At 70.6% G+C, this 26,863-nt stretch carries 27 protein-coding genes and 1 pseudogene; 9 read left to right on the top strand and 19 right to left on the bottom strand.

What is annotated here, in order from left to right; genetic code table 11:
* The 5 genes and pseudogenes from ACYVF7_RS48680 to ACYVF7_RS48660 form a co-directional block, all read right to left on the bottom strand.
* The gene (locus ACYVF7_RS48680; protein ID WP_460353181.1) at positions 1 to 783 is read right to left on the bottom strand and encodes an amino acid ABC transporter ATP-binding protein; all 783 of its coding nucleotides are present in this window, start codon (positions 781 to 783) and stop codon (positions 1 to 3) included.
* Positions 780 to 1,730, bottom strand: coding sequence for an amino acid ABC transporter permease (locus ACYVF7_RS48675; RefSeq protein WP_460353178.1), 951 nt, complete (start codon positions 1,728 to 1,730; stop codon positions 780 to 782). The genes ACYVF7_RS48680 and ACYVF7_RS48675 overlap by 4 nt, the downstream gene beginning before the upstream one ends.
* Before the next feature lie 7 nt (positions 1,731 to 1,737).
* Entirely contained in the window at positions 1,738 to 2,634 is an 897-nt protein-coding gene (locus ACYVF7_RS48670) for an ABC transporter substrate-binding protein (RefSeq protein WP_460353175.1), read from the bottom strand.
* A 141-nt stretch (positions 2,635 to 2,775) separates the two neighbouring features.
* Positions 2,776 to 3,117 carry a type 2 periplasmic-binding domain-containing protein gene (locus ACYVF7_RS48665; RefSeq protein WP_460358659.1) on the bottom strand — a complete coding sequence of 114 codons (342 nt, stop codon included), beginning with the start codon at positions 3,115 to 3,117 and terminating at the stop codon, positions 2,776 to 2,778.
* A 167-nt stretch (positions 3,118 to 3,284) separates the two neighbouring features.
* A pseudogene (locus ACYVF7_RS48660) lies at positions 3,285 to 3,467 on the bottom strand (transporter substrate-binding domain-containing protein); the annotation flags it as partial.
* Between the two features lie 466 nt (positions 3,468 to 3,933).
* Here ACYVF7_RS48660 and ACYVF7_RS48655 point away from each other — a divergent pair.
* The 4 genes from ACYVF7_RS48655 (at position 3,934) to ACYVF7_RS48640 (ending at position 6,962) form a co-directional block, all read left to right on the top strand.
* Positions 3,934 to 5,118, top strand: a complete 1,185-nt coding sequence (locus ACYVF7_RS48655) for an NAD(P)-dependent malic enzyme (protein ID WP_460353173.1) — start codon at positions 3,934 to 3,936, stop codon at positions 5,116 to 5,118.
* Positions 5,119 to 5,263: 145 nt separating this feature from the next.
* Positions 5,264 to 5,602, top strand: coding sequence for a DUF6364 family protein (locus tag ACYVF7_RS48650; RefSeq protein WP_460353170.1), 339 nt, complete (start codon positions 5,264 to 5,266; stop codon positions 5,600 to 5,602).
* Positions 5,532 to 5,960 (top strand): TA system VapC family ribonuclease toxin, encoded by a 429-nt coding sequence (locus ACYVF7_RS48645; RefSeq protein ID WP_460353167.1) that lies wholly within the window; start codon positions 5,532 to 5,534, stop codon positions 5,958 to 5,960. The genes ACYVF7_RS48650 and ACYVF7_RS48645 overlap by 71 nt, the downstream gene beginning before the upstream one ends.
* Positions 5,961 to 5,993: 33 nt before the next feature.
* Entirely contained in the window at positions 5,994 to 6,962 is a 969-nt protein-coding gene (locus ACYVF7_RS48640) for a zinc-binding dehydrogenase (protein WP_460353165.1), read from the top strand.
* Positions 6,963 to 6,976: 14 nt separating this feature from the next.
* Here the strand turns inward: ACYVF7_RS48640 and ACYVF7_RS48635 are convergent, their stop codons facing one another.
* The 5 genes from ACYVF7_RS48635 to ACYVF7_RS48615 form a co-directional block, all read right to left on the bottom strand.
* Positions 6,977 to 7,696 (bottom strand): PadR family transcriptional regulator, encoded by a 720-nt coding sequence (locus ACYVF7_RS48635; protein ID WP_460353162.1) that lies wholly within the window; start codon positions 7,694 to 7,696, stop codon positions 6,977 to 6,979.
* Positions 7,697 to 7,769: 73 nt separating this feature from the next.
* Positions 7,770 to 8,576, bottom strand: coding sequence for a DUF4097 family beta strand repeat-containing protein (locus ACYVF7_RS48630; protein WP_460353159.1), 807 nt, complete (start codon positions 8,574 to 8,576; stop codon positions 7,770 to 7,772).
* Positions 8,577 to 8,703: 127 nt separating this feature from the next.
* Complete coding sequence (locus tag ACYVF7_RS48625; RefSeq protein ID WP_460353156.1) at positions 8,704 to 8,883, bottom strand: DUF6104 family protein; 180 nt, start codon at positions 8,881 to 8,883, stop codon at positions 8,704 to 8,706.
* Positions 8,884 to 8,988: 105 nt separating this feature from the next.
* A complete protein-coding gene (locus tag ACYVF7_RS48620) occupies positions 8,989 to 12,654 on the bottom strand; it encodes a multifunctional oxoglutarate decarboxylase/oxoglutarate dehydrogenase thiamine pyrophosphate-binding subunit/dihydrolipoyllysine-residue succinyltransferase subunit (RefSeq protein WP_460353154.1) in 3,666 nt (1,221 codons plus the stop codon).
* A gap of 264 nt (positions 12,655 to 12,918) precedes the next feature.
* Positions 12,919 to 13,959 (bottom strand): serpin family protein, encoded by a 1,041-nt coding sequence (locus tag ACYVF7_RS48615; RefSeq protein WP_460353152.1) that lies wholly within the window; start codon positions 13,957 to 13,959, stop codon positions 12,919 to 12,921.
* A 121-nt stretch (positions 13,960 to 14,080) separates the two neighbouring features.
* On the opposite strand from ACYVF7_RS48615, the gene ACYVF7_RS48610 reads away from it, so the two are divergent.
* Together ACYVF7_RS48610 and ACYVF7_RS48605 are read left to right on the top strand one after the other, a co-directional pair.
* On the top strand, positions 14,081 to 14,746 hold the full coding sequence (locus ACYVF7_RS48610) for a DedA family protein (RefSeq protein WP_460353150.1): 666 nt from the start codon (positions 14,081 to 14,083) through the stop codon (positions 14,744 to 14,746).
* A gap of 237 nt (positions 14,747 to 14,983) precedes the next feature.
* Positions 14,984 to 15,883, top strand: coding sequence for an SDR family oxidoreductase (locus ACYVF7_RS48605; protein ID WP_460353147.1), 900 nt, complete (start codon positions 14,984 to 14,986; stop codon positions 15,881 to 15,883).
* Positions 15,884 to 16,149: 266 nt separating this feature from the next.
* Here ACYVF7_RS48605 and ACYVF7_RS48600 read toward each other — a convergent pair whose 3' ends face one another.
* On the bottom strand, positions 16,150 to 16,821 hold the full coding sequence (locus ACYVF7_RS48600) for a cupin domain-containing protein (protein WP_460353145.1): 672 nt from the start codon (positions 16,819 to 16,821) through the stop codon (positions 16,150 to 16,152).
* A gap of 234 nt (positions 16,822 to 17,055) precedes the next feature.
* On the opposite strand from ACYVF7_RS48600, the gene ACYVF7_RS48595 reads away from it, so the two are divergent.
* Together ACYVF7_RS48595 and ACYVF7_RS48590 are read left to right on the top strand one after the other, a co-directional pair.
* On the top strand, positions 17,056 to 17,643 hold the full coding sequence (locus tag ACYVF7_RS48595; RefSeq protein ID WP_460353143.1) for a DUF1707 SHOCT-like domain-containing protein: 588 nt from the start codon (positions 17,056 to 17,058) through the stop codon (positions 17,641 to 17,643).
* A 176-nt stretch (positions 17,644 to 17,819) separates the two neighbouring features.
* On the top strand, positions 17,820 to 18,560 hold the full coding sequence (locus ACYVF7_RS48590; RefSeq protein WP_460353140.1) for a L,D-transpeptidase family protein: 741 nt from the start codon (positions 17,820 to 17,822) through the stop codon (positions 18,558 to 18,560).
* 65 nt (positions 18,561 to 18,625) lie between these two features.
* On the opposite strand, the gene ACYVF7_RS48585 is transcribed toward ACYVF7_RS48590, so the two are convergent.
* On the bottom strand, positions 18,626 to 19,012 hold the full coding sequence (locus tag ACYVF7_RS48585) for an SCO5389 family protein (protein WP_460353138.1): 387 nt from the start codon (positions 19,010 to 19,012) through the stop codon (positions 18,626 to 18,628).
* Between the two features lie 222 nt (positions 19,013 to 19,234).
* Between ACYVF7_RS48585 and ACYVF7_RS48580 the strand changes: the two genes are divergently transcribed.
* Positions 19,235 to 22,012: a hypothetical protein gene (locus ACYVF7_RS48580; RefSeq protein ID WP_460353136.1), complete on the top strand. Its 2,778-nt coding sequence runs from the start codon at positions 19,235 to 19,237 to the stop codon at positions 22,010 to 22,012.
* 97 nt (positions 22,013 to 22,109) lie between these two features.
* On the opposite strand, the gene ACYVF7_RS48575 is transcribed toward ACYVF7_RS48580, so the two are convergent.
* From ACYVF7_RS48575 to ACYVF7_RS48545, 7 genes are all read right to left on the bottom strand, one after another.
* Positions 22,110 to 22,286, bottom strand: a complete 177-nt coding sequence (locus tag ACYVF7_RS48575) for a hypothetical protein (protein WP_460353133.1) — start codon at positions 22,284 to 22,286, stop codon at positions 22,110 to 22,112.
* A 340-nt stretch (positions 22,287 to 22,626) separates the two neighbouring features.
* Positions 22,627 to 23,712, bottom strand: coding sequence for a Zn-dependent alcohol dehydrogenase (locus ACYVF7_RS48570; protein WP_460353130.1), 1,086 nt, complete (start codon positions 23,710 to 23,712; stop codon positions 22,627 to 22,629).
* A 73-nt stretch (positions 23,713 to 23,785) separates the two neighbouring features.
* On the bottom strand, positions 23,786 to 23,977 hold the full coding sequence (locus tag ACYVF7_RS48565) for a ferredoxin (protein WP_460353128.1): 192 nt from the start codon (positions 23,975 to 23,977) through the stop codon (positions 23,786 to 23,788).
* Between the two features lie 11 nt (positions 23,978 to 23,988).
* Positions 23,989 to 24,417: a pyridoxamine 5'-phosphate oxidase family protein gene (locus tag ACYVF7_RS48560; protein WP_460353126.1), complete on the bottom strand. Its 429-nt coding sequence runs from the start codon at positions 24,415 to 24,417 to the stop codon at positions 23,989 to 23,991.
* Positions 24,418 to 24,619: 202 nt separating this feature from the next.
* The gene (rbsD, locus tag ACYVF7_RS48555) at positions 24,620 to 25,009 is read right to left on the bottom strand and encodes a D-ribose pyranase (protein ID WP_460353124.1); all 390 of its coding nucleotides are present in this window, start codon (positions 25,007 to 25,009) and stop codon (positions 24,620 to 24,622) included.
* Positions 25,006 to 25,890, bottom strand: coding sequence for a ribokinase (locus ACYVF7_RS48550; RefSeq protein ID WP_460353121.1), 885 nt, complete (start codon positions 25,888 to 25,890; stop codon positions 25,006 to 25,008). Before ACYVF7_RS48550 ends, rbsD begins: the two co-directional genes overlap by 4 nt.
* On the bottom strand, positions 25,890 to 26,840 hold the full coding sequence (locus ACYVF7_RS48545; protein ID WP_460353118.1) for a substrate-binding domain-containing protein: 951 nt from the start codon (positions 26,838 to 26,840) through the stop codon (positions 25,890 to 25,892). The genes ACYVF7_RS48550 and ACYVF7_RS48545 overlap by 1 nt, the downstream gene beginning before the upstream one ends.
* Positions 26,841 to 26,863: the final 23 nt, after the last annotated feature.

Here is a 26,863-nt window from a genome sequence, read left to right as displayed (position 1 = left end):
TCAGAGCACCTTCGACAGGAAGTCCTGCGTACGGCGGTGCTGCGGGTCGGTGAGCACCTCGCGGGGGTCGCCCTCCTCCACGACGACGCCCTCGTCCATGAAGACCAGCGAGTCGCCCACCTCGCGGGCGAAGCCCATCTCGTGGGTCACCACGACCATGGTCATGCCGTCCACCGCGAGCTGCCGCATGACGTCCAGGACGTCGCCGACCAGCTCCGGGTCGAGCGCGCTGGTCGGCTCGTCGAAGAGCATGAGCTTGGGCTCCATGGCGAGGGCCCGGGCGATGGCGACGCGCTGCTGCTGCCCGCCGGACAGCTGGGCCGGGTAGCTGTCCACCTTCTCGGACAGGCCCACCTGGTCGAGGAGCTTCAGCGCCCGCTCGCGTACGACCTGGCGGGACTCGCCCTTGACCCGGGTCGGCGCCTCCATGATGTTCTGCACGGCCGTCATGTGCGGGAACAGGTTGAACCGCTGGAACACCATGCCGATGTCCCGGCGCTGCGCGGCCACCTCCTTTTCCCGCATCTCGTGCAGCTTGTCGCCGCGCTGGCGGTAGCCGACGAGGTGGCCGTCGACCCAGAGCCGCCCGGAGTCGATCTTCTCCAGGTGGTTGATGCAGCGCAGGAACGTCGACTTCCCGGAGCCGGACGGGCCGATGACGCACATCACCTCACCGCTCCGGACCTCCAGGTCGATGCCGCGCAGGATGTGCAGCCGGCCGAAGTACTTGTGGATGCCCTCGGCCTTGACCATCACGTCGCCCGCGGGTGCGTTCTCGGTCATGCGGACCCCTCCCGTACGGCCGGGGGTTTGGCGTGGAAGGTCGTCAGGTTCCGCCGCAGGCGTTGCAGCGGGGTCGGGGGCAGCTCACGCGAGGAACCCCGGCCGTAGTGACGCTCCAGGTAGTACTGCCCGACCGAGAGGATCGAGGTCACGATGATGTACCAGACGCTGACCACGATCAGCAGCGGGATCGTCTTGTAGTTGGCGTTGAAGATGTCCTCGCCGGCCTTGAGCAGCTCGGTGAACGCCACGGTCGAGGCGAGCGAGGTGGTCTTCAGCATCGAGATCGTCTCGTTGCCGGTGGGCGGGATGATCACTCGCATCGCCTGCGGGAGCACGATGCGCCGCATGATCTGCAGGCGTCGCATGCCCAGCGCCTGGGACGCCTCCGTCTGGCCCTCGTCCACCGACAGGATGCCCGCCCGGACGATCTCGGACATGTACGCGGCCTCGTTCAGGCCGAGGCCCAGGATCGCCGCGACGAACGTGGTGACCAGGCTGTTGACGTCCCAGGTGATGAACACCGGGCCGAACGGGATGCCGAGCGAGATGTCGCCCATCAGCGACTTGATGTTGAACCAGAAGATGAGCTGGACCAGGACCGGCGTGCCGCGGAAGAACCAGATGTACAGCCAGGCCGCGGACGACAGCATCGGGTTCGAGGACAGCCGCATCAGCGCCAGGACGATGCCGCCCACGATGCCGATCGCCATCGCGATGACCGTCAGCTCCAGGGTGGCGACGAGGCCCTTGACGATCCCGCCGTCGAAGAAGAACTGCCGGAACGTCGACCAGTCCAGCTGCTTGTTGGTGAACAGCATGTGGACGAACATCGCGGCCAGCACCAGGATGACCGCGCCGCTCACCCACCGGCCGGGGTGCCGGACCGGCACGGCCTTGATGCTCTCAGGCCGCGCCGGTCCGGTGGTGTCGTCGATCTGTGTCACGTCAGCCTCAGCCACCCGCGCCGTTGACCTTCGGGTCGGTGACGGCGCCCTGCGAGATGCCCCACTTCTCGGTCAGCTGCTTGTACGTGCCGTCCGAGATCAGGTCCTTCACGGCCTTCAGGATCCCGTCCCGCAGGTCGTTCTCGTTCTTGGGGATCGCGATGCCGTACGGCGCGGTGTCGTAGGCGTTACCGGAGATCACGAACTTGCCGCCGGACTCCTTGGCCGCGTACGCGGCGACCGGCGAGTCGGCCAGGACCGCGTCGGCGCGGCCGTTGCCCAGCGCCAGGTTGGCGGCGTTCTGGTCGTCCAGCGAGATCCTGGTCGGGGCGGGCTTGCCGCCCTGCTTGCACTTGTCGAGCCGGGCGCCGGCGTTGGGCTTGGCCGCCGACTTGGGCGTGAGCTCGTCCTCCTGCGTGGTGCCCTTCTCGACGGCGACCTTCTTGCCGCACAGCGACAGGTCGTCCGGCGAGAGCTTCTGCGGGTTGCCCGCCTTCACCATCAGGCCGGTGCCCGCCGTGTAGTACGTCACGAAGTCGAAGGCCGCCTCCCGCTGCTTGTTGTCGGTGAAGGAGGAGAGGCTGATGTCGTACTTCTTGCTCTGCAGCGCGGGCAGGATGTTGTCGAACTTGACGTCCTGGAACTCCGCCTTCACGCCCAGCTTCTTGGCGATCGCGGTGCCGAGGTCGACGTCGAACCCGACGATCTGGCCGTTCTGCTTGAACTCGTTGGGGGCGTACGACGCGTCCGTCGCGATCACGATCTTGCCGTTCTTCTTGATCGTGTCGAGCGCGCTCTTACTGCCTCGCGTCGTCGTCTTGGCGTTACAGGCGGACATGGCGAGGGCCGTCGCCAGGACTGTGATGCCCACCCCTAGGGCGCGACCGCGAAGACCGCTGTGCACGGCGTCCTCCTCCTAATGACAGGGCGTAACGCCCCGGTCGATTGCTCGGTAGTTTTGGGACATCTTGGCGCAACCCCGTCTCAAGTGCGATTACTGCCTTGAAACAATCCCGCAACGGCCAGATGATCTCTGGCCCGTGGATCAGCCGCTCGCCGCGTTGATCCTGGGTTCGCGTACGGCGCCCGCGGAGATCCCCCACTTGTCGGTGAGCCCCTGGTACGCGCCGTCCTTCATCAGCTCCTTGACCGCCTTGAACACCGCGTCCCGTACGTCCTCGTGATGCTTGGGGACCGCGATCCCGTACAGCGCGGTTCCGTAGGCCTGCCCGGACACTTCGAAGCGGCCGGCGGACTGCTTCGCGCCGTAGACGACGGACGGGGTGTCGGCCAGCACGCCATCGGCGCGCCCCTTGGCCAGCGCCTCGTTGGCGGCGGCCTGGTCGTCGAACGACAGGCGGATGGGGGCCGGCCGGCGTTCCCGCACGCCTTCAGGCGCGCTCCGGCGTTCGGATTCGCCGCGCTCTCCGGCGTGAGCTCGTCCTCCTGGGTCGTGCCCTTCTCGACGGCGACCCGCCGCCCGCACAGGGACAGATCATCGGGCCGCAGGTGCTTCGGATTGCCCTTTCGGACCAGCAACATCGTGCCCGCAGACAGGTAGGTGACGAAATCGAACCGGCTCTCCCTTTCCGTCGTGTCAGTGAAGGAGGAGAGGCTGATGTCGTACTTGCCCTCGCTCAGCGCGGGCATGATCGACTCGAATTTCACGTCCTGGAACTCGGCCTTGACGCCCAGTTTCCGGGCGATCGCATCGCCCAGATCGACGTCGAAGCCCACGATGTGCTCGCCTTGCTTGAACTCGTTCGGCGGGTACAGGGCGTCGGTGGCAATGACGATCTTTCCGGCCTCCTTGACCCGGCCCAGCGCGGTGGCCGGGTCGGAGTCCCGGCAGCCGGGCAGGACGAACGTCGTGGTGAGCGCGGTGAGGCCCGCCGCGGCCAAGCGGCGGACGAGTGGACGGGGACGCAGTGTTCCTCCTCGGGGCGGAGGTTGGGACGAAGGGGGAAGTCAGACGACATCTTGGCCTACTCCGGCCCGAGAAGTGATCAACAATGATACGAATGGATAACGGCCGAGGCCGTTACGGCGGGCACCCGACCCCCTGACTGCCGCCCGCCGCAGCGTGTGGGATAATTGGTCGACGGGTGACCCCCGTACATCGAGAGACGACCGCGTGCTGTCCATTGACCCGGAGGCGAAAGCGGTCGTCTGCCCGTTTTTCTCACTAGTAGCAGGGGTCGCTGTGGCCGTTGAGCCTGTCGAACAGCACGATTACGATGCCGATCCGGCCTTCGCGTTGCACCGCGGAGGCAAACTCGAGGTCCGCTCGACCGTCCCCGTCCGGGACAACGACGACCTCGCCCTCGCGTACACCCCGGGTGTGGCGCGCGTCTGCAGCGCGATCGCCGAGAGCCCGGAGCTCGCCTACGACTACACCTGGACGTCCAAGGTGGTGGCCGTCATCACCGACGGCACCGCCGTGCTGGGCCTCGGCGACATCGGCCCGGCCGCGGCCATGCCCGTCATGGAGGGCAAGTCCCTCCTCTTCAAGGAGTTCGCCGGTGTGGACTCCGTCCCCATCTGCCTCGACTGCACCGACACCGACGAGCTCGTCGAGACCATCACCCGGCTCGCGCCCAGCTTCGGGGGCATCAACCTCGAGGACATCAGCGCGCCGCGCTGCTTCGAGATCGAGGACCGCCTGCGCGCCGCCCTCGACATCCCCGTGTTCCACGACGACCAGCACGGCACCGCGATCGTCGCGCTGGCGGCGCTGCGCAATGCGTCCCGCCTCACCGGCAAGCCGCTGGCGGAGATGCGGGCGGTCGTGGCCGGCGCCGGGGCCTCCGGAGTCGCCGTGTCCCGCATCCTCCTGAACGCCGGGATCGGTGACATCGCCGTCTCCGACAGCAAGGGCCTGATCCACGAGGGCCGCGACGGACTCAACCCGATCAAGCAGCTGCTCGCACGCGACACCAACCGCGCCGGGCTCAAGGGCTCGACCGAGGACGCCCTCCACGGCGCGGACGTCTTCATCGGCCTGTCCGGCGGCACCGTCCGCGAGGACTGCCTCGACGTGATGGCAGACGACGCCATCGTGTTCGCGCTGTCCAACCCCGACCCGGAGATCCACCCCGAGATCGCCCGCCGCCACGCCCGCGTGGTCGCCACGGGGCGGAGCGACTTCCCCAACCAGATCAACAACGTGCTCGCGTTCCCCGGCGTGTTCCGCGGGGCCCTCGACGTCCGCGCGCACACCATCACGGAGGGCATGAAGCTGGCCGCGGCCGGCGCCCTGGCCGACGTGGTCGGCGACGACGTGTCCGAGGACTACGTCGTCCCCAGCCCGTTCGACGAGCGCGTCGCCCCCGCCGTCACCCAGGCGGTCGCCGACCAGGCCCGCAAGGAAGGCGTCGCCCGCCTCTGACCCGTACGCTCACAGCCGCAGCCCGCACACGCTCAGCGTGTGCGGGCTGCGGCGTTCTTTGCCACCGTGCGGGTGCGGACAGTGTTCACTACGAAACGCATTGTGATCGTTGACATTTTTATGTCATGCTGCCGACACTGAAGGCATGCGGAGGACGACGGTGCGGATCGACGATCAGCTCCTTGCGGACGCCAAGGCGTTCGCAGCCCAGCATGGCCGGAGTCTCAACTCTGTCGTGGAGGATGCCTTGCGTCAGATGCTGAACCGGACGGAAGAAGCCGGTGAGCGGCCGCAGGTCGAGCTGCCGGTGTGCGGCGAAGAGGGGGGTCGGCCTCTCATCGACGTCAGCCCCGACGGCCTTAAGGAATTCCTGCTCGACGAGGACAGCGAACGGTATCTGAGGGTAGAGCGTGATGAGGCTGCTCGACGTCAACGTGCTGGTCAACGCCAACCGGCGGGAGGCGGTGGAGCACAAGGCGTATAAGGCCTTCCTCGATGATCTCTTGCAGGGGGATGAGGCCTACGCGGTGTCCGACTTCGTCATCAACGGATTCATGCGGGTAGTGACGAACCAGCGGATCTGGAGGCCGCCGACCCCGGTCGAGGAGGCGTTGCGCTTCGGCGCGGTGGTACGGAATCAATCGCATGCCGTTGTGATCGCTCCAGGCCAGCGCTTCTGGAGCATCTTCGGTCGACTGTGCCGACAGGCCGATGCCAAAGGAAAGCTCGTGCCGGACGCCTATCTGGCGGCTCTCGCGATCGAGCACGGGTGTGAGTTCATCACGGCTGATCGGGACTTCGCCCGGTTCCCGGGCCTGCGGTGGCGGCATCCCCTCAACTGATCCTCCGCGGGGTGCCGGGTTAGAGTGCCAAGCATGTTCGCCGTCACTGCCGCACGCATCGATACCGACGATCCGCTGAACGGGCTGGAGCTCGGTGACCGTCCCGAGCCGGCCGTTCCCGAGGGCTGGACGACCGTCACCGTCAGGGCGACCGCGCTCAACCACCACGACGTCTGGACGCTCCGCGGCGTCGGGATCCGCGAGGACCGGCTGCCGATCGTCCTCGGCTGCGACGCGGCCGGGGTCGACGAGGACGGCAACGAGGTCATCGTCCACTCGGTGATCGGCGATCCGGAGCGGGGCGGGGGCGACGAGACGCTCGATCCGAAGCGCTCCCTGCTCTCGGAGACGTACGACGGGACCTTCGCGGAGAAGGTCGCGGTGCCGCGCCGCAACCTCGTGCCCAAGCCGGCCTCGCTGTCGTTCGACGAGGCTGCCTGCCTGCCGACCGCGTGGCTGACCGCCTACCGGATGCTGTTCGACAAGGCCGGGCTGGAGCCCGGGTCGACGATCCTGGTCCAGGGGGCGGGCGGCGGCGTCGCCACCGCGCTGATCGCCCTCGGGTCGGCCGCCGGCTACCGCGTCTGGGCAACCAGCCGCGGCGAGGACAAGCGCAAGCGGGCGCTCGAGCTCGGTGCGGACCAGGTCTTCGAGTCCGGGGCACGGCTGCCCGAGCGGGTCGACGCGGTCATGGAGACCGTCGGCGAGGCGACCTGGTCGCACTCGCTGAAGTCCCTGCGCCCCGGCGGCCGGATCGTCGTCTCCGGCGCGACCAGCGGCCAGGTGCCGCCGGCCGAGCTGAACCGCGTGTTCTTCCTTCAGCTCTCGGTCGTGGGCTCCACGATGGGCACCCGGGACCAGCTCGTACGGCTGGCCCGCTTCCTCGACAAGACGGGGGTGCGCCCCCGGATCGACCGCGCGATCCCGCTGCGGGAGGCCCGGGACGGGTTCGCCGCGATGATCGGCGGAGACGTCTTCGGGAAGATCGTCTTTAACCCCTGACGGGGCGCGGCTCATTACTCGTCTTGGCCCAGGATCTCCGTGCGCAGGCGCGTGGACGTCTCGGTGAGCAGGGCGCGTACAGCGGCGACCTGCTCCTCATCGACGCCGTCCCGCGCCGCGCCGCGGATCTCTTCGACGAACTTCCTCAGGGCCCGGTCGAGCTTGACGCGCGCCGCGTCCTCGGCGGTGCCTGTGGCGGTCGCCCAGGCGTCGTCCCAGGTCTGCCGCCACTCCTCCTTCATAACGCGCTTGTGCTCCCGCCAGTGGTCCTTCTGGCGCTGCCACTCGTCCTTCTGCCGCCGCTTCGTCTCCTTGAAGTTCTGCGCCGCGCCGGCCGTGCCCTGCTTGCGCACCTCGCGGGCGGCCTGGGTGAGCTCCTCACGCAGCGACCGCACCGTGTCGCGTACGTCCTCCTGGACCTCGCGGGCGATGTCGCGTACGGACTCGGTGAGCTCCTCCTCCAGCTCGGCCAGCTCGTCCATCCGGCGCTCGAGCTCGGCCCGGCCCGCGTCGGTCAGGCGGTAGACCTTCTTGCCCTGGACGACCTCGTGGGTGACCAGGCCCTCCTCTTCGAGGCGCGCCAGCCGCGGATAGATCGTTCCGGGGGAGGGGGAGTAGACGCCGAGGAAGCGGTCCTGGAGCAGGCGGATGACCTCATAGCCGTGCCGTGGGCTCTCTTCGAGCAGCTTCAGCAGGTACAGCCGCAGCCGGCCATGACCGAACACGGGGCTCATCTCTGGCCATCCCTCCTCGCGCGCTTCACCATCGGTCCCGTCCTAGGGGTGTCCGGTTCATACTCCCCGCCGATCATGTCAGCTCCTCCGGGCCCGGTCGGCTGAGGAGGGCGATGGCGCCGGAGACCGAGTTGACGGAGAGGGAGGCCTCGCCGTCGCCGAGCGTACCGGTGACGTCCTTGCCCATCGGGCGGTCCTGCCGGCCGAGCTCCGGGAACGCCGCGTCGACGCGGCCGGTCAGGGACGTCAGGGACACCGTCGCGGAGGTCGACTCGGGCAGCCGCATCGTCACCTCGCCGGAGACGGTGTTCACCTGGGCGCGGCCGTCGGCGCGCAGGTCGACGTCGGTGGTGACCTTGCCGGTGACCGAGTGCGCCGTGAGGCGGTCGAGGCTGCCTCCGGCCAGGGCGAGGTTCCCGGAGACGGACTTGAAGGTCACCGAGCCGGCGAGGCCCTGCGCCTCGATGTCGCCGGCCGCGGTGTTCGCGTCGATCGATCCGGTGACCCCGTCGAGGGTGACGGCGCCCGACGCCGTCTTGACGGACACCCGGCCCGACAGGCCCGTGATGACCGCGTTCGCGGTCACGAGGTTGAGGGTGACCGGGCAGTCGGGCGGAACGGTGATCGTGACGGCGACCCGGCCCCGGGTGTTCTGCAGCCACTTGAGGACGCCGTCCCAGCCGCCGCTCTTGTGGTTGACGGTCAGCATCCCGGCCTCGTGGATCACCTCGAGCGGCTGCCCGGAGATCTCGCCGATCTGCAGTGTGGGCTTCTCGTCGCTCGCCAGGATGGAGATGCTGCCGGCCACGATGTTCGCCCTGAGGGCGACCACGCCGTCGAAGTCGATGGTCTTGGGCTCATCCACGGTCCAGCGCGCCACGGCACGGTCCCCTTCCGTCAAGACGCTTTCGCCCTTCACAAGATATGTCGTGTTCGGGGAAAGTCAAGATGTATCGCGTCTACGGGGCGGGAGCCCACCTGCCGAGGCCGGCGGGTGGGCCGATCCGTCAGTCGTCGTCTTCGTCGCCCAGCCGCGCCAGCCATGTGGCCAGCCGTTCGACCGGTGTCTCGAACTCCGGATTGAGATCGACGAACTCCCGCAGCCGGTCGGCGAGCCAGACGAAGGAGACCTCCTCCTCGCCGCGCCGGTCGGTCAGTTCCTCGATCCCCCGATCGGTGAAGTACATGCTCAACCTCTTATCCGACGGAGCGGAACGGCGCCCCGCACACGAACGTGCGGAGCGCCGTGACGCCAGGGCGAGTCCAGTGGACACGCCCCAGGGGCCCGGTGGTCAGTCGCCGAATACGGCGGCGACCAGACCCTGCTGCTCCAGCGTGTGGATCTTGGCGGACCCGACGGCGGGCGAGGAGCTCGCCCGGCGGGACACCCGCTTGAGCTCCCGGCCCTCCAGGTACGGCGGCAGCTTCAGCGCCATGAAGGTCCACGCCCCCATGTTCGCGGGCTCGTCCTGCGCCCAGATCAGCTCCGCGTCGGCCGGGTACTTGGCCAGCTCCGCCTTGATCTCGTCGACGGGAAGCGGGTAGAGCCGCTCCACGCGGATGAGCGCGACCGAGGTGTCGCCGGACTTCTCCCGGGCGGCGGCCAGGTCGTAGTACAGCTTGCCGCTCGTGAGGACCACCCGGCGGACCTGACCCGGCTGCGCCGGGTCGCCGATCACCGGCTGGAAGGACCCCGAGGTGAGGTCCGAGGTGGCCGACGTGGCGGCCTTCAGCCGGAGCATCGACTTCGGCGTGAAGACGATGAGTGGCTTCTCCCGCGGCGACAGCGCCTGCCAGCGCAGCAGGTGGAAGTAGTTCGCCGGGGTGGTCGGCTGCGCCACCGTCATGTTGTCCAGCGCGCAGGTCTGCAGGTAACGCTCGATGCGCGCCGACGAGTGGTCCGGACCCTGGCCCTCGTAGCCGTGCGGCAGCAGCAGGACCACGCTGGAGCGCTGACCCCACTTCTGCTCGCCGGAGGAGATGTACTCGTCCAGGACCGACTGCGCGCCGTTGGCGAAGTCGCCGAACTGCGCCTCCCAGCAGACCAGCGCGTCCGGGCGGGTCATGGAGTAGCCGTATTCGAAGCCCATCGCGGCGTACTCGCTGAGCAGCGAGTCGTGGACGTAGAACTTCGAGGTGCCCTGGCCGAACTGCTTGAGCGGGGTGTACTCCTCGCCGGTCCTGCGGTCGAAGAGCACGGCGTGCCGCTGGCCGAAGGTGCCGCGCTGGGTGTCCTGGCCGACGACGCGCACCGGACGGCCGTCGATCAGCAGCGACCCGAAGGCGAACATCTCGCCGGTCGCCCAGTCGATCGCGTCCTCTTCCACCATCTGCGCGCGCTTGGCCAGCAGCGGCTGGACGCGCGGGTGTGGCGTGAAGCCCTCCGGCAGGTTGAGCTGGGTGTCGACGATGCGCTTGATCGTCTCGTCGGAGACGGCGGTCGCGACGCCCGCGTGGTCGACCGGGATGCGCTCGACGTCGGGCCGGTCGAAGCCCGCGGGCGGCTGCTGCTTGGTGGCCTCACGGGTCTCACTGAACGCCCGCTCCAGCTGCTGCTGGTAGTCGCGCAGCGCCTGCTCGGCCTCTTCGACCGTGATGTCGCCGCGGCCGATCAGGGCCTCGGTGTACAGCTTGCGGACCGACCGCTTGGCGTCGATGAGGTCGTACATCAGCGGCTGCGTGAACGACGGGTTGTCACTCTCGTTGTGACCCCGCCGCCGGTAGCAGATCATGTCGATGACGACGTCCTTGTTGAACGCCTGCCGGTACTCGAACGCCAGCTGGGCCACGCGCGCGCACGCCTCGGGGTCGTCCCCGTTGACGTGGAAGATCGGCGCCTGGATCATCCGGGCCACGTCGGTGGCGTACACGCTGGAGCGGGAGTACTCCGGCGCCGTGGTGAAGCCGACCTGGTTGTTGACGATGATGTGCACGGTGCCGCCGGTGCGGTAGCCGCGCAGCTGCGAGAGGTTGAGGGTCTCGGCCACGACGCCCTGGCCCGCGAAGGCCGCGTCGCCGTGGATGAGGATCGGCATGACGGTGAAGCCGCCCTCGCCGACGTCGCGCAGGTCCTGCTTGGCGCGGACGACGCCCTCGGCGACCGGGTCGACGGTCTCCAGGTGGCTCGGGTTGGCCACCAGGGACGTGCGGATCTTCGACCCGTCGCGGGTCACGAAGTCGCCGTCGGCGCCGAGGTGGTACTTCACGTCGCCGGAGCCCTGCGCGCTGCGCGGGTCGAGGTTGCCCTCGAACTCGCCGAAGATCTGGCCGTAGGACTTGCCGACGATGTTGGCCAGGACGTTGAGCCGGCCGCGGTGGGCCATGCCGACGACGACCTCGTCGAGGTGGTCCCGCGCGGCCGCGGTGATCACGGAGTCGAGCAGCGGGATCAGCGACTCGCCGCCCTCGAGGGAGAACCGCTTCTGCCCGACGAACTTCGTCTGCAGGAACGTCTCGAACGCCTCGGCGGTGTTGAGCCGGCCGAGGATGTGCAGCTGCTCCTCGCGGTCGGGCTTGTCGTGCGGGACCTCGACCCGCTCCTGGATCCAGGCGCGCTCGCCCGGGTCCTGGATGTGCATGTACTCGATGCCGACGGTGCGGCAGTAGGAGTTGCGCAGCACGCCGAGGATGTCGCGGAGCTTCATCGTCGACTGGCCGCCGAAGCCGCCGGTGGCGAACTCGCGCTCGAGGTCCCAGAGGGTGAGGCCGTGCTTGAGGACGTCGAGGTCAGGGTGGCGGCGCTGGGTGTACTCCAGCGGGTTGGTGTCGGCCATGAGGTGGCCGCGCACGCGGTAGGCGTGGATCAGCTCGTGCACGCGCGCGACCTTGGCGACGTCGTCCTCGTGCGTGGCGCTGATGTCGCGCACCCAGCGGACCGGCTCGTACGGGATCCGCAGCGCCTCGAAGATCTCGTCGTAGAAGCCGTCCTCGCCGAGCAGCAGCCGGTGCACCATGCGCAGGAAGTCACCCGACTGGGCGCCCTGGATGATGCGGTGGTCGTACGTCGACGTCAGCGTCATGACCTTGCTGATGCCGAGCCGGGCGAGGGCCTCCTCGGAGGTGCCGGCGTACTCGGCCGGGTACTCCATCGCGCCGACGCCGATGATGCTGCCCTGGCCGGGCATGAGCCGCGGCACCGAGTGGACGGTGCCGATGGTGCCCGGGTTGGTCAGGCTGATCGTGGTGCCCGCGTAGTCGTCGATCGTGAGCTTGTTCGCCCGCGCCTTGCGGATGAGCTCCTCGTACGCCGCCCAGAACTGGCGGAAGTCGAGGGTCTCGGCCGCCTTGAGGTTGGGCACGACGAGCTGCCGCTGGCCGTCGTCCTTCTTCAGGTCGATGGCCAGGCCGAAGTTGACGTGCTCCGGCCGGATCAGAGTGGGCTTGCCGTCCACCTCGGCGTACGAGGCGTTCATCTCCGGCATCGCCTGCAGCGCCCGGATGATGGCGTAGCCGATCAAGTGCGTGAAGGAGACCTTGCCCCCGCGGCCGCGCTTGAGGTGGTTGTTGACGACGATGCGGTTGTCGATCAGCAGCTTGGCCGGGACCGCGCGCACGCTCGTCGCGGTCGGCACGGCGAGGCTGGCCTCCATGTTGGTGACCGTGCGGGCGGCGACGCCGCGCAGCCGCACCTCTTCGGCGCCGGCCGGGGCCTGCGGGGCGGGCGCGGCCTTCTTCGCGGGCGCGGCCGGCTTCTCGGCGGCGGCCGGGGCGGCGGGCGTCTGCTCCGGCGTGGGGGCGGGAGAGGGGGGAGCCGTGGGGGGCGCGGCCGTCCCGTCGGCGCCGGCGGGCGCCTTGGCCGGCCGGTCCGGCTGGTAGTCGGCGAAGAAATTCCACCAGGCTCGGTCAACCGAGTTGGGGTCTTCTAGATATTTTTGGTACAGCTCGTCGACCAGCCACTCGTTGGGACCGAAGTCAGGAGTGTTCAGGTCGGCGGCGGATCGCGACGACTGGGTCGACACGGCGGCGATCGCCCTCTTCCGCGGCTCGCAGGTGGATCAGTAACCGTGACAAGGCTACCGGGCCGACGGCCGAAGCGGGGCAAAGCCCGGGACGGGCTGGGCGGTCTTCGGAGATCTCCGCCAAAGCCGACGGCATATTTCGGCAGAATCAGGGTAAGACAAGCCCTTTTGGGCGCCCGTGATGTGATGCCTGTCTCATTCCCGGGAGGTCGGTCGGGGCCGGTTGGTCGGGAAGACTCGGCGGTGACGGCATCGAGCGTTTGCTCACGGGTCGGTGATGCGCGCCGCGAAGTAGACGGCCTCGCTGCCGGGATGGCGGACGAACACCAGGAACGGCCGGTCGACGCGGAACTCCACGGAACGCCCGGACGTAATGGCCGACAGGGCCACCACCACGGCCGTCGCGGCCGCGCCCTCGAACCCGGTCTCGTCCACGTCCAGCACGGCCTTGTGCTCGATCCGGTCGAGGCGGACCGGTTCGGCGGTCATGCCGGACAGGTCGGCGTCACCGGTGAAGGCCGTGCCGGCGCCCAGCGCGGCGAGGGCGTCGCCCACGCTCATCCGGCTCTCCAGCCGGAAACGCGGCAGGGACAGCACCACGCTCACCTGCCGCGCGGACCCGCGCAGCCTCCGCAGGAGGCCCGGCTCGGGCGGCGCGGCCTCGGAACCCGGCCCGAGCAGTACCTCGACCGCCACCTCGCCGCCGGCCGGCAGCGTCGCCATCCGCCAGCCGTCGGCCTCCGCGTACGCCATCCGCCCGGTCCGCCGCATCATCGGCACCTCGCGCCGTCCCAGCGCGCCGTGGAACGGCTCCGGCCGGGTGTCCCGCTCGGCGAACTCGTGCCGCCAGGCGGCCTTCAGGTAGAGGGCGTTGGCGATGACGGCGGCGGTGCGCCGGTCGACGGCGCCGGGCGGGAGCAGATCCTGGATCAGGTCCCGCGTGACCTTCTCCACCTCCGCGTTGATCGCCCGGCGCGCGCCCTCCGGATCGGCGGCGAAGTCGGCGACCCGCACCGAGGACCCGGGAAAATCCGCGATCGCCCGCTGGTAGGAGTCCTCGAAGGCGAGCCCGTCGCGGGCCCAGAGGATGTCGGCCACCGCGATCTCGGCGTCCTCCAGCGCGGCTGCCTCGGCGAGGCGAAGCCGCTCCGGCGGCGCGCCGAGCACCCGTGTGAGCTCCTCCCGGGTCGTGCCGCGCGCGCCCGCGGCGACCATCGCGAGGGCCGACGCCACCGAGTACGGAGACCAGACGAGGTTCCCCTCCGGTGGCAGGCGGCGGTGCAGATTCAGCGTGAAGTCGTCCATGTACGGCTCCCTCCCGTATCCAAAGTAATGACCGGTCTCAGACCAGAGGACGATTCATGCAGTGAGCAGGGCTCATACGATGACGGACATGACGACGCCGGAAACGGGATGTTGATGCCCTGTGGGCCAGATCACGCACGCTCTGCTCAACCTGCACGGCCCGGTCATCTACGGCGTCGTCGCGGCGCTGGTCTTCGCCGAGGCGGCGCTGTTCTTCGGCTTCGTGTTCCCCGGGGAGACCGCCATCGTCGTGGCGGGCGTGCTGGCCAGCCAGCACCGGGTCTCCCTCCCCGTCCTCATGGTGGTCATCGTGCTCTCGGCGGTCATCGGCGACTCGGTCGGCTATGAGATCGGCCGTCGCTACGGCGACCGGCTGCTGGGCATGAAGGTGCTCCACAAACATCGGCCGAAGGTCGACAAGGCGCACGGGCTGCTGCGCCGGCGCGGCGCGGTCGCCGTCTTCCTCGGCCGTTTCACCGCCCTGCTCCGGGCGCTGATGCCCGCCCTCGCCGGCAGCGCCAAGATGCCGTACGGCAGGTTCCTGGCGTTCAACGCGCTGGGCGGGATCGCGTGGGGGGTCGGCTACACGACCGGCGGCTTCCTCGCCGGCGCCGCGTTCGAGCAGGCGGCGCAGTGGGCGGGGCGGGTCCTGGCGATCGCGGTGGCGGCCATCGTCGTCGTGGCGTTCATCGTCTGGTCGGTGCGCCGCAAGCGCCGGGAGAACGGCGCGGAAGAAGAGAACGCGCCGGCCGACGAGCCCAAGCCGGTCCCCGACCTCGGCCCCTGACGGGCGCGGCGCGGGCGTCGATCCCGGCTGGAACGTCTGGGTCTCCGGCTACGCGCACTGCGGCTGACCCGGCCCCACTCAACGGCCCGCGATCCGTCACGGATCGCGGGCCGGTCTTTTCGGCCCCACTTTCCCGGCCAGGCCGTCCCGGCCGAGCGGGATTCGGTCGAGTGATGGAGACTGTCCGCAAGGCGGACCCAGGGTCCAGGAGATCAGGTCGCGAGGAGGGTACGGAGAATGGCGGAACTGCGGTTTGACGGACGGGTGGCCATCGTCACCGGCGCGGGCCACGGCCTCGGGCGGCAGCACGCGCTCGAGCTCGCCGCGCGCGGCGCGAAGGTCGTCGTGAACGACCTCGGTGGCGCGCTCGACGGCACCGGCGCCTCCACGGGCCCGGCCGCCGACGTGGTCGCCGAGATCAAGAAGAACGGCGGCGAGGCCGTCGCCAGCCCCGACAACGTGGCCACCGCCGAGGGCGCGGAGGCGATCGTACGGGCCGCCCTCGACGCGTTCGGCCGCGTGGACATCGTCGTCAACAACGCTGGCATCCTGCGGGACAAGTCCTTCAAGAACATGTCTCCGGAGGAGTTCGACCAGGTCATCGCCGTGCACCTGCGCGGGTCGTTCCTCGTCACGCACGCCGCCTGGCCGCACCTGCGCGAGCAGGCGTACGGCCGGGTGGTCATGACGTCGTCGCCGGCGGGTCTGTTCGGCAACTTCGGGCAGGCGAACTACTCGGCGGCGAAGATGGGCCTCGTCGGCCTGACCAAGACGCTCGCGGCCGAGGGCGCCAAGTACGGCATCAAGGTCAACGCGATCGCGCCGGTCGCGTGGACCCGGATGACGGAGGACCTGTTCCCCGCCGAATTCCAGGACCGGCTCAGCGTCGAACACGTCACGCCGGTCGTCGTCTGGCTGGCCCACGAGAGCAACGAGGCCAGCGGCGAGACGTACTCCGTCGGCGGCGGGCGCGTGTCCCGGGTCTTCGTCGCCGAGGGCCCCGGCTTCACCAAGAAGGACGGGCTGAGCGTCGAGGACGTCCGCGACAACTGGCAGCAGATCAACGAGACCGAGCCGTACCTGCTCCCCAAGAACATCGGCGAGCAGACGACGGCGCTGTTCCAGGCGCTGCAGTAGGGCGTGTCCGACGAATCCCGCTCGTAGCGAGCGGCGTCCAGGCGCCGCTTGGGCGCCGCGCCGCCGGACAGCGGATTCGTCAGGCCCGCCCTGGGGGCCGGTCGCGGGCTCGGCGAGCGCTCAGGGCCCGGTCGCGGCAGCCGCGGGCCGGTGGTCGGCCTTGCCGCCCCCGGTACCCGCGGGCCGGCGGTGAGCGGGCCGTCCCGCGTCGCTCCGCGGCCGGGGGCGGCCCGGTCGCGGGCGCGGCTGGGGGCGGCCCGGCCGGGTCACACCCGGAAGTCGGCGAAGTCGAAGCCGGGGGAGACGACGCAGCTGACCAGGACCTCCCGGTCCGACGCGGGCCGGGCGGCCTGCCAGACGCCGGCCGGCACGAGCGCCTGCGGACGCTGGCCGTCCTCGACGTCCGGCCCCACGATGATCGTCTCGGTCTGCCGGCCGGGCGTGTCGGCCTCCCCGCCCAGCGTCAGCTCCAGCGGGCCGCCGCGATGCCACAGCCACACCTCGTCCGAGCGGACCGCGTGCCACATCGACTCCTCGCCCGGCCCGAGCAGGAAGTAGATCCCGGTGGCGGTCGCCCGCTCGCCGCCGTGCGCCGCCACCCGTACGGACGTCCGCCACGTCTCGCGGAACCAGCCGCCCTCCGGGTGCGGCATCAGGTCGAGGGCCTCGGCGATCGTGGGCCTGGCGTGGAGGCCGGTGACCCGCCCGCTCGGATCGCGGCGGGCGTACCGGATCTCCGTGACGGTCGACCGGTTGACGGCGCCGGGCAGCGTCAGCGGCGGGTGGTCGAACACCAGCGCGATGACCTGCTGGTCGCCGGCGAAGGCGTCGGTCGCGAGGGCGGCGGCGTCCTCCTCCGGCGCGTACGCGGCGGCCTCGCTGCGGAACGGCTCGTCCGGCCGGGCGCGCCAGGCGTCGAGTGTCGTGAGTAGGAGCACGGTTCCACGGTAGTGCGCGGAGTGATCTCACCCGCGGATCCCGGGCCGTCCGCGCACCGGAAGTCGTCCACCGGGCGTGAGCCGGAGGCCGCTCGGCACGTGAAGTCGTGCGCCGGAGGCTGTTCGCGCACGTGAAGTCGTCCGCGAGACGTGCGTCCGAAGGTCGTCCGCCGGACCCCCTCGGAGTTAGAGAGAAGATAAGTTACGATACATCTCGATTTGAAGGGGGTATCGATGGAGCCGTACGACGGGGCGACGCCGAACCGGCCGAGCATCCGCGCTTCCGACCAGGAGCGCGACGAGACGGTCCAGCGGCTGCAGGTGGCCTTCGCCGAGGGACGCCTCACCGACGGGGAGTTCGACGAGCGCATGCGCGGGGCCCTGGCCGCCCGGACCCACGCCGACCTCGCCACGCTGCTCACCGACCTGCCGGCGGCCACCGCTCCAGTGGTGCCGCGATCCTCGACCCCGGTCGCCGGTCCCAAGCCCGGCCGCTACACGGTCGCCTACAAGAACGGCGTGCGTCACGCCGGGCGCTGGCGGGTGCCGGGGAAGTTCCGGGCCCTCGTCTACAAGGGCAGCGGGGTGCTCGACCTGCGGGCGGCGGAGCTGACCGAGCCGGTCACCACCATCCTCGCCGTCGCCTACAAGTCGGACATCCAGGTCATCGTGCCGCCCGGCATCCGCGTCGAGGTGAACGGTTTCGGCGTCACCCGGGACGAGGACTGGGTGGGCGACCTGGCGGCCGACGCCCCGATCGTGCACATTCGGGCGTTCGCCTATAAAGGCCTGGTCGAGACCCGCACCATGCCCAAACGCTGAGGTCTTCCGTCCTTAGCACTGACCGCCGCTCCCAGGTGCCACCTCCGCGTTCCGGCAGAAGTGACAACTCCCACACAACCCGAACGAACCTCTGCGACCGGAAAGGCATCGTAAAGATTGCCCGCATGAGGTAAAACAGGTTGGCTGTGCCATCTGTCAATGTTTGGGAGACCTGTATGCGAAAAAGCCTGGGGAAGGCCGCCGCCATAGGGACGTTGTCGGCAATGGCCCTCGTCCCGGCTGTGGCCACCCCCGCGACGGCGTACGCCGTCGCCGCCACATCCCCCGTCTCGGCGCAGGCCAACCCGACGCTCCACTTCGGTGACAAGGGCCCTGCGGTCACGCGTCTGCAGCAGCGGCTGGCCGCCCTCCACTATGACCCGGGGACGGTCGACGGCCAGTACGGCAGTCAGACCCGTTTCGCCGTCTGGGCGTTCCAGAAGGTCCAGGGAATGCACCCGACGCAGGCGGCGCCGGTCGGCACGAAGACCTGGGCCGCGCTGGCCAAGCCCCGGACGCCGAAGTCCATCGTCAAGGGTGGCGCGTCGAACCGCGCCGAGGTCGACCTCACGCACCAGCTGCTCTTCATCTACAAGGGCGGCAGGCTGACCCTCATCAGCCACGTCTCGAGCGGCAGGCCGTACTACTACCAGAACGGCCACAAGATCGACGCGCGTACGCCGACCGGTAACTACAGCGTCTACCGGAAGGCCAAGGGCTGGGAGACCGGTCCGCTCGGCAAGCTGTACAAGGGCAATTACTTCCTCCGTGGCTACGCCATCCACGGCGAGCCGGACGTGCCGCTGTACCCGGCCTCGCACGGTTGCGTGCGGACGCCGATGCACACCGCGGACATCGTCGCCAACCTGCTGCCGATCGGCACCAGGGTCTACCTCCGGGGCAAGGCGCCGGCCTGATCTGAATGAAAACGGAGCCGTACGCGAACGCGTGCGGCTCCGTTCGCCGTTCTGGGGCTTTTTCCTCAGCAGTCGACGAGCTCGGGACGCTGGTTGAGGATCTGGGCGCGCGGGGTGACGAACTCCCGGTAGGCCTCGTCGGCGCCCGGCCGGAACACCGCGACGCGATGGCAGTTCTGGAACGCCAGGCGCACCCCGAAGTGCCGTTCCAGCGCTCCGCGCATCGCGTCACTGGCCAGCATGCGCAGCAGCTGACCGCGGGCGGTCTCGTCGGGCGGCGGCACCTCGTTGGCCGCGAAGTCGGCGCCGTCCGTCCGGAGCTCATCCATCAGCCCGGCGACGACCTGCCAGGCGTACGGCAGGGACGTACGGACGCAGTCGACGAAGGCCGCGTCGTCGACGTCGTCCCGGCGGGCGCGCTCGATCAGCTCGGGGGATACGGTCAGGGACATGTCACCACCTCCGACGGGACGGTAGGCGGGCCGTACTGGAGGCGTCTATTGGCCCGATGGTGAGGACCGTCTCCGCGTTGCCGTCGACGGATGGGAATGGGCCGGTCACAGGCCGTTTCCGTGGTGAGATTCCATCCGGGATGCTCTGCTCCCGGGCCCCGTTGCGGTCGGAATAGCGGTTTGATAGGTCCTGCACGAACGGTCTTTTGACAAGAGGTGAGCGTGACCACTCCCGGAAGCGGAGCGCCCCCCGGGGAGCCTTTCGGCGGCAGTGCCGTCCGTCCGGACCCCAAGAACCCCCGGCCGGGCACCCCCCGGCGCTCCGGCCGCGACGAGCGCCGCCGGATCAGCGAGCGGCTCGCGGAGGCGGCGGAGGAGTCCGCGCCGGACGGCCGCCGCGTCCCCGGCGTGCCGACCTCCTCGCCCTGGCAGCGTTCCAACGCGGTGTGGCACCGGGCCGGCATCGACTGGAGCCGAGGCGAGCCGGAGCCCCGCCCGACCCCTCCCGCCGGCGTCCCCGTCGCGGTGAGCGCCGCGGCCTATCCGGGCGGCGCGCCGCCCGCGCCGCCCGCCTCGCCCCCGGCAGCACCGCCCGCGTCGCCCGCCCCGCCGGCCAAGCCGCCTGCGGAGTCGCCGGCGGCGGACGCTGAGCCGTGGACGCCCCCGCAGCGGGCGCGCCGCCTTCCCGCCGTGCCGATCCGGCCCGTGGCGATCGCCGCGGCCGCGGTCGTCGTCCTCGGCGGCGGGGCGTACGCCCTGGTCGGAACGGGCGGTGGCGACAAGCCGAAGAAGCCGGCGGTCCCCGCGGCGGTGGCCGCGGACCGCGTGTTCGCCCTGGACCCTGCGGCCAAGACCAGCGGCCGGGCGCACGCGCTCGCCGGTGTGGCCGCGGCCGGTGACACCGTCGTGGCGATCGGCTCCGAGCAGGGCGGCGTGTACTCCCGGGCGCAGTTCCTGAGCTCGTCCGACGGCGGCCGCACCTGGCGGGCCGCGCGCGTCCGCGGCGACGACCGCGGCGACCCGCCGGCGGGGGAGTACCCGCAGTTGGTCGCCGGCGGGGGCGGGGCCTGGGCGGCGCTCGGCGTGACGTCCTCGGGCGTCGTGTCGTGGACGAGCCGTGACGCCCGGTCGTGGACGCGCACCGCGGTCGCCGGCGCGTTCGGCCCCGGTGACAAGATCGACCGCCTGGTCCGTACGCGTTCGGGATTCGTCGCGGCCGGCACGGCGGCGGTGAAGGACGGTACGCAGGCCATCGTCTGGACCTCCCGCGACGGCCGTACGTGGTCGCGCCTCGGCCCCGAGCAGCTCAGCCCGGCGTCGGCGGGCACGCCGCTGCGGATCTACGGCGTCGCGGCGTACGGCGACACGGTCGTCGCCGAGGGCACACTGCGGACGACCGTGACGGTCACGAAGAAGGTCAAGAAGAAAAAGAAGACGGTTCAGCAGACGACGGACCGGGAGGCCTTCTGGCGGTCGCCGGACTCCGGGCGCAGCTGGGCGCCGGTGACGGTTCCGCAGGCCCAAGGGTCGTCGGGGAACGCCGTGGCGCTGGCGGCGACGCGCTCCGGGCTGTTCGCCGCCCGTGAGGCGTCCCGGACCACGGGCTCGAAGAAGAACCGCAAGACCACCTCGTACGCGGTGATCTTCGGCTCCGCCGACGGGCAGACCTGGGCGCCGGTCGGTCAGCTCGGCACGGACGGCTACTCCCACCTCGTCGCGCTGCGCGGCGCGGACGGCGGCCTGGCCGCGCTCGCCGCCGTGGGCGGCGGCCGGAACGCCGTGCTGAACACCGCCGACGGCAAGAGCTGGCGGCGCGTCGGCGACGTGCCGCCGGGCCACATCCTCACCGACGTGGCGCCGGCGACCGCCGGTCCGGTGGTCACCGGCCGGACCGGCACGGCCGACGCCTACCTCACGGTGGCGGGCGCCGGCGACGTGAACCTCACCGCTGTCCCGGACGCCGTGCATCCGGAGCGTACGCTCTCCGGGTTGGTCGCGGACGCGGGCCGGATCCTCGCGGTCGGCAGTTCCAACGGCGACGCCGCGCTGTGGACGTCGGCGGACGGCTCGACGTGGACCCGGGCCACGCTCCCGGCCGGTGCGCCTCCCCGGCAGGTCCTCGACGCCGTTCACGGGACCCCGGGCTGGCTCGCGGTCGGGCGTGCCGGTGGCCGCCCGCTGGTCCTGATGTCGGCGGACGGCGGATCCTGGCAGAACGTCCAGGGCGGCAAGGCGTTCGACACGTCCGGCCTCGCGCCGGTGGCCGCCGCCGCGAACGGCGGCGCGTACGTCGTCGTGGGCCGGTCCGGCGACGGCGCGGGCGCCTGGTCCTCCACGGACCTGAAGAACTGGGCGGGGGCCGGAAGCGCGGGCAAGGGCGACCTGGCCGGCACCGGTGACGCGCCCAAGTGGATGGGCGACGTGACGGCGGGATCCACCGGGTTCGTCGCGGTCGGCGGTCAGACGAAGAACAAGGCGGCGCAGCCGGCGGTGTGGACCTCACCGGACGGCAAGAAGTGGGCACTGTCCCCGGCCGCGCCAGCGCTGCCGCAGGGCGCCGCCGCCGGTTCGCTGACGTCGGTCGTGGCGCGGAACGGCGTGCTGGTCGCCACCGGCGTGACCGGCGCCGCCGACGTGACCGGCCCGCCGGCCGCGGACGCCCCCGGATCGGCCGCCTTCGCCACCGTCTCGGCGGACGGGGGCCGGACCTGGCAGCCCGTCTCGCTGCCCGGGGCGGGCCAGGGCACGGCGGTGACGGCGGCGACGGTGACGGCGCACGGGTTCGTGCTCGCCGGCGCGGCCGGTTCGGACGTGGTGCTGTGGACCTCGGCGGACGGCCGTACGTGGCGGTCGTCGCGGCCGGCCGGTCTGGGGCTGAACGGGCTCGGGACGCAGCGGCTCACCGGGCTGACCGTCACCGGCGGCACGCTGGTCGGCGTCGGATTCACGGGTGACGCGTCCGGGGACGTCCCGACTTTGTGGCGCAGGCCCATTCCCTGAGGCTCGCATCGGCCCGGAGCGTCGATTCGGCCGGGCGAAAACGTCACTGCGGCCGCCCTCGCCGAAGGGTGGCCGCAATGACGGTGCGGGGACGGCGTCAGCTCACGTGGAGGTCGACGCCGAGGAGAATGAGAACCCATAGGAAGATGGCGAGAAGCGCGCTCAGGACGTGCTTGAGCAGGCTGATCGTGATGTAGTGGCGGTCCCACGCCACGAAGATGCCGATCAATATGTAAATCAGGCCGACGAAGCTGATGCCGCCCCGTATCCGCATAGGAGCCTCCTGGTCCCGGGGTTGAACGCCCGCCAGATGCCCGATATGGGGGAATTAAAACTTTCGCCACTTGAGGGCCGTGGGGAATGGTGTAGCGAATTCGCCACTCGCGGCGATGTACAGGCGAGTCACCGAGGATGGGTGACCGGCGTTCTGGTCCGGGACACCCTCATCACGGCGTGACCCGCGCTCCCCTCACTGGGTCAGGGAGCACGGGTCGCGGCGGGGCGGCCGGCGGCCGGGCGGCGCCCGCCGGCCGCCCCTTTCATCCCTGGGGGCCGGGTCACTCGAGGCGCGGGCGCACGATGCTCGAGTCGTACGTCCGCGCGGAAGCCGGGCCTCAGTCGAAGAGCACGACCTGCCGGATGGCGTCGCCGCGCTTCAGCGTGGCGATGGCGTCGTTGAGGTCCTCGAAGCGGATCCGCCGCGTGATCAGGCCCTCGAGGTCGAGCTTGCCGGCGCGCCACAGGTCGACGAAGAGCGGGATGTCGCGCTTGAGGTCGCTGCCGCCGTACAGCGAGGACTTGAGGGTCTTGCCGTCGAACAGCAGCGAGAAGGCGTTCATCTGGAAGTTGTCGTCGGCCGCCCCCGCGCCGACCACGATGACGTCACCGCCGCGCCGGGTCGTCTGCCAGGCCGTCTGGATGGCCGCGGCCTTCCCGACGACCTCGAAGACGTAGTCGAAGCCCTGGCCGCCCGTCAGCAGGCCGTTCGTCTCCGTCAGGTCGTCGAGCGTGGCCGTGTGGGTCGCCCCGAACTGCTTGGCGATCGGATGCTTCGCCTCGTTCGGGTCGATCGCCAGGATGGTCGCCGCGCCGGCGATCCGGGCGCCCTGGATCACCGACAGGCCCACCCCGCCCGCGCCCACAACGGCGACCTTCGACCCGGGCCGGACCTTCGCGGTGTTGAACACCGCGCCGACGCCGGTCGGGATGCCGCAGCCGAGCAGGGCGGCGTACTCGAACGGAACGTCCTCGGCGACCTTGATGACGCCCTGCCACGGCACCACCAGTTCATCCGCCCAGGTGCCGCATCCGGCCATGCCGAACGCCGGCGCGTCGCCGCCCAGCCGGAACCTCGGGTCGCCGAACGTCAGGGCGATGAACGTCATGCACAGGTACGGCTCGCCGCGCACGCACTCGGCGCAGGTGCCGCAGTCCGGAGTCCAGTTGATGACGACGTGGTCGCCGGGCTGGACGTTCGTCACCCGGTCGCCGACCTCGACGACCTCACCCGCGCCCTCGTGCCCGATGACACACGGGATCGGCATCGGCAGCACGCCCGACAGGACCGACAGGTCGGAGTGACAGACGCCCGTCGCCTTGACCTTGACCTTGACCTGGTCGGGATTGGGCTCGGTCGTCGTGGCGTCGTCGCGCAGATCGAGCTCCTCGTCGCCGACCTGGCGTAGGACCGCGGCTCGCACCGTGCACACCTCCATGGCAGGGCCGACGGGTGCGCCGGCCGACGATGTGGCGCCCGGGGGTCGGGCGCCGGGGCTACTCCTCGAGGGTCAGCGCGGCCTTGGGGCAGGACCGTACGGCGTGCCGGACGCGGTCGAGCAGCTCGGCGGGCGGGTGCGGCTCGACGACGTGCAGGACGTCGTCGTCATCGAGGTCGAACACCTCGGGCACCAGCCCCACGCACACGCCGTTGGCCTCGCACACCAGCGGATCGACTCGTACTTCCATTGCTCCCTCGCTCAGGTGAGCTTGCGATGGTCCCAGGTCGCGACGCTCGTCGGCTCGACGATGTAGGCGTGGCGCTTGGCCGCGGTCTGCTCGACGAACGGGGCGATGGCGTCGTCATCCTCCAGATCCATCATTCTGCGGACCACTTCGGTGCCAACATACCGAACGTCGTTCGGTTCGGTAAGGGCCCGGACCGTGCCGTACAGCATCAGCCCACGCAGCTCGAAGTATTCCTCGCCGCCCTCGATGAGACAGGTCACCCGAGGGTCACGGCGCAGGTTGTGCGCCTTTCGCGAGGTTCGGTAGGTCCAGAACGCGATCTTTTCGTCGACCAGTCCGTAGAACATGGTGACCAGATGGGGGGTGCCGTCGCGGTTGATGGTCGCCAACTGCAGTTTCTTCTGCTCCTTGAGGAGCGTGGCGACCTCGTCGTCCGTCATCGCGACACGGGAGCGCTGACTCACGCCAGAAAGTAGAACACGTTTCAGTAAGTGGCGGCAAGGGGCGATGCGACCGGACCCGAGCGGTCGCACCGCGCCCCCCGCCGGTCGTGCCGTACCCGGGCGCACACAGGCCGATCGCACCCGCGAACGGCGCGGCGGGTCAGAACCCGGGCGGATACGGGTTCAACGGCGCGGCCGGTCAGAACGCCACGCCGCACCGGAGGATCACGTTCGCGTACGGGGTCGCCTCGCCCGTCCGGACCACGAGCTTGACGGCGTGCCCGAGCAGCTTCAGCTCCTCGTGCGGCACGTACGTCAGGGCGGGGAGCCGGTCGTCGAGGAGGGCGTCGCACGCGGGGTTGCCGCCGACGACCTCCTCCGCTGCGATCGCGCCCTCGACGACCAGCTCCGTCAGGATCCCGTCTAGCACCTCGGCGAAGCCGGGGATGCCCGGCAGGAACGCGAGGTCCACGACCTCGACGTCGGCCGGGATCGGCATGCCGCTGTCGCAGATCAGTATCTGGTCGGTGTGCCCGAGCCGGGCCAGGGCGCCCGAGAGGGCGCCGTTGAGGATTCCCGCGCGCTTCACAGGTCCTCCAGATCCCCAGGGCGCGGGAACGAGCTCTGCGCGCCGGCCACCCGCACGGCGGCCGCGCCGACGCGGGCCGCGAAGCGCGCGGCCTCCGCGAGGTCGTCGCCCTGCGCCAGCCGCCACGCCAGGGCCCCGGTGAACGCGTCCCCGGCCCCCGTCGTGTCCACCGCGTCGACGCGCGGGCTCGGGACCTCGGTCACGCCGCTGTCGTCGGCGACGACCGCGCCGTCCGCGCCCTTCGTGATCACGACGGAGCGCGGGCCGCGCGCCAGCAGCCCGGCCGGGTCGCTCGCGCCGAGGAAGGCGGCCTCGTGCTCGTTGACGACGAGCGGGTCGCACAGCGCGAGGAGCTCGTCCGGGACCTCGGTGGGCGGCGACAGGTTGACCACCACGCGGGCACCGGCGTCGTCGGCGGCGAGCGCGGCGGCCAGCACGGCCTCGAGGGGGATCTCCAGCTGGAGCGAGACCACCGAGGCGTCGGCGATCAGCGGTCTGGCCGCCGTGACGTCGTCCTCGGTGATCCGGCCGTTCGCCCCGGGGGCGACGATGATGCTGTTGTCACCGTCGGGGTCCACCGTGATCAGCGCGACCCCGCTCGGGCCCGGTGTGGTGAGCAGGTGGGCGATGTCCACGCCGTCCTCGCGCAGGGCGTCTCGCAGGAAGACGCCCTGGCCGTCGGTGCCGGCGCGACCGAGGAAGGCCACCCGGCCGCCCAGCCGGGCGGCGGCGACGGCCTGGTTGGCCCCCTTGCCGCCCGGATAGGTCGCCAGGTCCGAGCCGAGGACGGTCTCCCCGGCCGCCGGGCGCCGGTCGACGCGGACCACGAGGTCCGCGTTGACCGAGCCGACGACCAGCACGTCGTAGGTCTTGTCCGGCATCAGGCTCCGTTCGTGAACTGGGCGACGTTGTCCTTCGTGGCCACCTTCACGGGAACGGCCACGTTCGCCTCGATCTTGCCGCCCTTCGCGGCCTTTACGGCGGACTGTACGGCCAGCTGACCCAGGAGCACCGGCTGCTGGGCGACGTCGGCGGTCAGCGTGCCCGCCTGGATGGCCTTGATCCCGTCCGGCGTACCGTCGAAGCCGACCACCTTGACCTGCTTGCCGGCCTTCCCGCCCAGCGCCTTGATCGCGCCCAGCGCCATCTCGTCGTTGGCCGCGAACACGCCGGTGATGTCGGAGTGCGCCTGCCACAGGTTGGTCATGACGTCGAGGCCCTTGGTCCGGTCGAAGTCGGCGGGCTGCTGCGCGACGACCTGGATGCCGGGGAACGCCTTGATGCCCTCGGCGAAGCCCTGCTGCCGGTCCCGGGCGGCCGAGGTGCCCGCCGTGCCCTGCAGGACGGCGACCTTGCCCTTGCCGCCGAGCGCCTTGCCGAGCTCCTGCGCCGCCAGCTTGCCGCCGGCGACGTTGTCGGACGCGACGGTCTGGGCGGCGTCCGCGCCGGTCACACCGCGGTCGGCGGCGATCACGGGGATCTTGCTGCGGTCGGCGGCCTTGACCGCCGGCGCGGCGGCCGAGGAGTCGACCGGGTTGATGATGATCGCCTTCATGTTCTGGCTGACGAAGTTCTGCACCTGGTTGACCTGCTGCGAGGCGTCGTTCTGGGCGTCCGTCACCGTGATCTTGACGCCCTCCTTCTTCGCCTCGGCCTCGGCGCCCTGGCGCAGCTGCACGAAGTACGGGTTGTTCAGCGTGGAGACGGACAGGCCGAGCTTGATGTCGCCGCCGCCACTGCCGCCGGCGGATGAGCTCTTGTTGCAGGCCGTGAGGCCGAGGGCGAGGACCGCTCCGGCGGCCGCCACCGCGGCCGGCTTGATGAACTGCATGATGGTGAGACCTTTCTTGATTC

The sequence above is a fragment of the Actinoallomurus acanthiterrae genome, assembly GCF_054775715.1.
This window is presented reverse-complemented; position numbering and strand designations above follow the sequence as displayed.